This window comes from Pseudomonas sp. P1_C12, from assembly GCF_056406435.1.
In genome coordinates this window covers 1-4,752 of sequence record NZ_JBFUAE010000040.1, presented here as the reverse complement: position 1 = coordinate 4,752, position 4,752 = coordinate 1, and the positions used below count along the sequence as shown (strand labels likewise).

General features: G+C 56.9%; 3 protein-coding genes and 1 pseudogene. 2 read left to right on the top strand and 2 right to left on the bottom strand.

The features are described 5' to 3' along the window. Positions 1–561: 561 nt before the first annotated feature. Complete coding sequence (locus tag AC1D19_RS30205; protein WP_477765556.1) at positions 562–1,782, bottom strand: CaiB/BaiF CoA transferase family protein; 1,221 nt, start codon at positions 1,780–1,782, stop codon at positions 562–564. 11 nt (positions 1,783–1,793) lie between these two features. After that, a complete protein-coding gene (locus AC1D19_RS30200) occupies positions 1,794–2,975 on the bottom strand; it encodes an acyl-CoA dehydrogenase (RefSeq protein WP_046043971.1) in 1,182 nt (393 codons plus the stop codon). 157 nt (positions 2,976–3,132) lie between these two features. Between AC1D19_RS30200 and AC1D19_RS30195 the strand changes: the two genes are divergently transcribed. Both AC1D19_RS30195 and AC1D19_RS30190 read left to right on the top strand, forming a co-directional pair. Then, positions 3,133–4,032, top strand: a complete 900-nt coding sequence (locus tag AC1D19_RS30195; RefSeq protein WP_150753713.1) for a LysR family transcriptional regulator — start codon at positions 3,133–3,135, stop codon at positions 4,030–4,032. 435 nt (positions 4,033–4,467) lie between these two features. Further along, positions 4,468–4,752, top strand: a pseudogene (locus tag AC1D19_RS30190) (NAD(P)(+) transhydrogenase (Re/Si-specific) subunit alpha); the annotation flags it as partial.

Here is a 4,752-nt window from a genome sequence, read left to right as displayed (position 1 = left end):
ACCCTAAACTTGGCTCAGCAATCGTTGGTTACATCTTTGATTTCTCGCGGAGTAACTTGTGATGCTGATAATCTGTTGACTAGCAGTCTGACTCCACAAGCACCCACACGAATTGCTTGATTCAGTTGTTAAAGAGCGGTTGGTTAAGATCTTTCGTCTCAACCGAGGCGCGCATTCTACAGCAGCCTCACTTGCTGTCAAGTGGTATTTTTCAGAAGTTTTCAAAGTTTCCTTTTCAACTTCAACCACTTGCGCTTCAGATCTCTCGTCAGCGGGAGGCGAATTCTACAGCGTTACACGCTGCTGTCAACACCTCTTTTTCAACTCCCTTTTGGCTTCAATGACCTGAAGCAACCTGCTGCCGAAAACTGCATAACTCATTGTTTACCAAGGAGTTTTCCGTTTCGACTGCGCCGGAAGTGGGGCGAATTATAGAGATCTGGAATCTGCCGTCAAGCACTGATTCAGGTTTTCTATCAATAACCTGCAGAATGCAGCAAAACGCCCCAAAGGGAGCCTATACAGAGGAGCCGAAACACTCCTCTATATAGAAGAAACCAATCAGAGAACGCCCGAATCCTTGAATGCGGACACCGCCCCGGCATCCAGGCCCAACACCCGCTGCAAAACTTCCAGCGTGTGCTCACCCAGCAGAGGAGGTGCAAAACGGTACTCCACCGGCGTTTCCGACAGTCGAATCGGACTCGCCACCTGAGGCACCATCCCGGCCAGCGCATGAGGCAGCTCGATAGCCAACCCACGCGCCTTGACCTGAGGATCGGCAAACATCTGCGCCACGTCATTGATAGGCCCGCATGGCACGCCAGCCTGCTCCAACTGCGCCACCCATTCAGCGGTCGTCTTGAACACCGTCGCCTGGCGGATCAGCGGAATCAGTACTGCCCTGTTTGCCACCCGCAGCTTGTTGGTAGCAAAACGCGGATCGTCCGCCCACTGCGGCTGCCCGGCCACTTCCGCGAACTTGCGGAACTGTCCATCGTTACCGACGGTAAGGATGAAATCGCCATCCGCCGTAGGAAAATCCTGATAGGGCACGATGTTCGGATGAGCATTGCCCAAGCGTTTAGGCGCATTGCCTGTCGTCAGGTAGTTCATCGCCTGGTTGGCCAGACAAGCCACCTGTACGTCCAGTAGTGCCATATCGATATGCTGACCACCGCCGTCGTGATCCCGATGCGCAAGCGCTGCCAGGATCGCGACAGTCGAATACAGCCCGGTCAGGATGTCCGTCAGCGCCACGCCAACCTTCACCGGCCCCGCGCCTTCTTCGCCTTCAGGTCGCCCCGTCAGGCTCATGAGACCGCCCAGCCCCTGGATCATGAAGTCATAACCCGCTCGCTTGGCGTAAGGACCGGTCTGGCCGAACCCGGTGATCGAGCAATAGATCAGATCCGGATTGATCGCCTTCAGCGACTCATAGTCCAGGCCATAAGCCGCCAGACCGCCGACCTTGAAGTTCTCGATCAGGATGTCCGACTTGGCCGCCAGCTCTCGCACCAGCTTCTGCCCTTCAGGGCGTGTGAAGTCGATAGTGACCGATTGCTTGTTGCGATTGGCCGACAAGTAATAGGCGGCCTCACTGGTGTTCTCGCCATAAGCGTCTTTAAGGAACGGTGGCCCCCAGGCGCGCGTGTCATCGCCGTTACCCGGACGCTCGACCTTGATCACTTCGGCGCCAAGGTCGGCCAGGATCTGCCCGGCCCAAGGCCCGGCCAGCACCCGCGATAAATCCAGTACCCGTAGATGCGATAGCGCGCCCATGGACGTTCTCCTTAATAGAACGCCTGGAGGCCGGTTTGCGCACGACCGAGGATCAGTGCATGGACGTCGTGAGTACCTTCATAGGTGTTCACCACTTCCAGGTTGACCAGGTGACGCGCAACACCGAATTCATCGGAGATGCCGTTGCCGCCCAACATATCGCGAGCCATGCGCGCGATGTCCAGGGACTTGCCGCAAGAGTTGCGCTTCATCATCGAGGTAATTTCGACTGCAGCAGTCCCTTCGTCCTTCATACGACCCAGACGCAGGCAGCCTTGCAGCGCCATGGTGATTTCAGTCTGCATGTCGGCCAGCTTCTTCTGGATCAACTGAGTGGCGGCCAGCGGGCGACCGAACTGTTGACGATCCAGGGTGTACTGGCGAGCGGTGTGCCAGCAGAACTCGGCTGCACCCAGCGCACCCCACGAGATGCCGTAACGTGCCGAGTTGAGGCAAGTGAAAGGACCTTTCAGACCACGGACATCCGGGAAAATGTTCTCTTCCGGCACAAACACGTTATCCATCACGATTTCGCCGGTGATCGATGCCCGCAGGCCCACCTTGCCGTGAATCGCCGGAGCGCTCAGGCCTTTCCAGCCTTTCTCCAGAACGAAGCCGCGAATATCACCGGCATCGTCCTTGGCCCAGACCACGAACACATCGGCGATCGGGCTGTTGGTGATCCACATCTTGCTGCCGGTGAGGCTGTAGCCGCCTTCGACTTTGCGCGCACGACTGATCATCGCGCCCGGGTCGGAGCCATGGTTAGGCTCGGTCAGGCCGAAGCAACCGATCCACTCGCCCGACGCCAGTTTCGGCAGGTACTTCTGCTTCTGCGCTTCGGTACCGAATTCATTGATTGGCACCATCACCAGCGAGGACTGCACGCTCATCATCGAGCGATAGCCGGAGTCGATACGCTCGACTTCACGGGCGATCAGGCCATAGCTGACATAGTTCAGGCCGCTGCCACCGTACTGCTCGGGGATGGTTGCGCCCAACAGACCGATCTCGCCCATTTCGCGGAAGATCGCCGGGTCGGTCTTCTCATGGCGGAAAGCTTCAAGAATGCGCGGCGCAAGGCTCTGCTGAGCGAACTGCGCAGCCGTGTCGCGAATCATGCGTTCTTCTTCAGTGAGCTGTTGATCCAGCAGCAGGGGATCGATCCAGTTGAAGCTAGCTTTACCGCCCATGAGTGTGTCCTCTCGAATCGGGTCAAATAACGTGGACTGATCCTAGGCCCGGATGGGCGCCACGGCAAACGAGGATTTTGCATACTGTTGTGCTAATTTCTCACTCCGAAACGTCGCGAAATAGCCTTTATGCGATGTATTAGTGAGGTTGACGTACATGCGCAGAAAGATACCCAGCACCACCGCCCTGATCAGCTTCGAGGCCGCGGCACGCCACGAGAGCTTCACCAAGGCCGCCCAGGAACTTTCGCTGACCCAAGGGGCAATTTGCCGACAGATCGCCAGCCTTGAAGAGTTCCTCAGCGTGGAACTGTTCCGACGTTCGCGGCGCGGGGTCAAGCTGACGGAAGCTGGCCTCTCCTACAGCCGTCGAGTGGCCACTCAACTCGATGCGGTTGAGCGCGACACCTTGTCCGTGATGGGCCAGCAGGGCACCAACGTGATCGAGTTGGCCGTAGTGCCAACCTTCGGCACCCAATGGTTGCTACCGCGACTCAAGGACTTTCAGCAAAAACACCCGGAAGTAACGGTCAACCTGACCAACCGCACGCGCCCGTTCCTGTTCGCCGACACTGATTTTGATGCCGCCATCTACTTCGGTGACGCGGATTGGTCGGGTACAGAATCCCACAGGCTGATGGGTGAAAATCCGATGCCCGTTTGCAGCCCCAACCTGCTCGGAAACAAAACCAGTCTGACGCCCGGCGAAATCGCCGACTTGCCTCTCCTGCAACAAACCACCCGCCCCTATGCCTGGCGCCAATGGTTCGACTCCCAACACCTGAATGTCCCGCGAGACATGACAGGCCCACGCTATGAGCTATTCTCCATGCTCGCCCAAGCGGCCATGCACGACATGGGCATTGCCCTGATTCCGCCGTTTTTGATTCAAAGGGAGCTGAAGGAGAAACGCTTGGTGATCGCCAACCCGCAAGCATTGTCCAGCATCAAGGCTTACTACCTGATGATTCCTGAGCGAAAGGTCGAATCCGCGTCTTTGAGGGCATTTCGTGACTGGCTGGTAAATCAGGCGCACAGCTACAGCCTAGAAGGATAAAGGTCCCGTAGCGTTATTTGACCCCGTAGTCAGCAAATATAGAGCCCTACAGATATACGTATTTGTCGCATACAAGCAAACTGTATCGAGAAGTCGTACAAACGTTCCACAAGCGCCTGACCACGCGGCTTTGCGCCACTATTTCGAAGCGATGCCGCATCATTCATACGGCCGATGTGTAAATTCTTCAATTTCGGCCAGAATCCTTACAAGGCACGGCCTGCAAGGGATTGACCCGGTTGGTTGCGACATTCGGTCACGGGGTGACTTGTAGTTAATTTTCCGTCACCCGTCATAATCCCTTGAAGGGCACAAAGTTCGCCTGCAAAATGCCGCGCCCCGCCCTGATTTGGCGGGATCGTGCTGATCGGCCGCCCCAGCCGCACCATCCGTAGTGCATGGGTTTACTCAATAAGATCACGCAGGAGATTTGACGTGCACATTGGTGTTCCTCTCGAAACCCAGACCGGCGAAACACGGGTTGCTGCAACCCCGGAAACCATCAAGAAGCTGATCAGCCAGGGTCATAAGGTCACTGTACAAAGCGGCGCCGGCGTCAATGCCAGCGTAGTCGACAGTGCCTATGAAGCGGCAGGCGCAACCATTGGCAGCGCCAATGACGCGTTTGGTGCAGAGCTGATTTTGAAGGTGGTCGCGCCCAGCGACAGCGAGCTGGCGCTGATTAAAAGCGGCACCGTCGTGGTGGGGATGCTCAACCCG

Bases quoted from the DNA above. Each gene is read 5' to 3' on its own strand.
- AC1D19_RS30205 (WP_477765556.1), bottom strand. From the start codon at position 1,782: ATGGGCGCGCTATCGCATCTACGGGTACTGGATTTATCGCGGGTGCTG.
- AC1D19_RS30200 (WP_046043971.1), bottom strand. From the start codon at position 2,975: ATGGGCGGTAAAGCTAGCTTCAACTGGATCGATCCCCTGCTGCTGGAT.
- AC1D19_RS30195 (WP_150753713.1), top strand. From the start codon at position 3,133: ATGCGCAGAAAGATACCCAGCACCACCGCCCTGATCAGCTTCGAGGCC.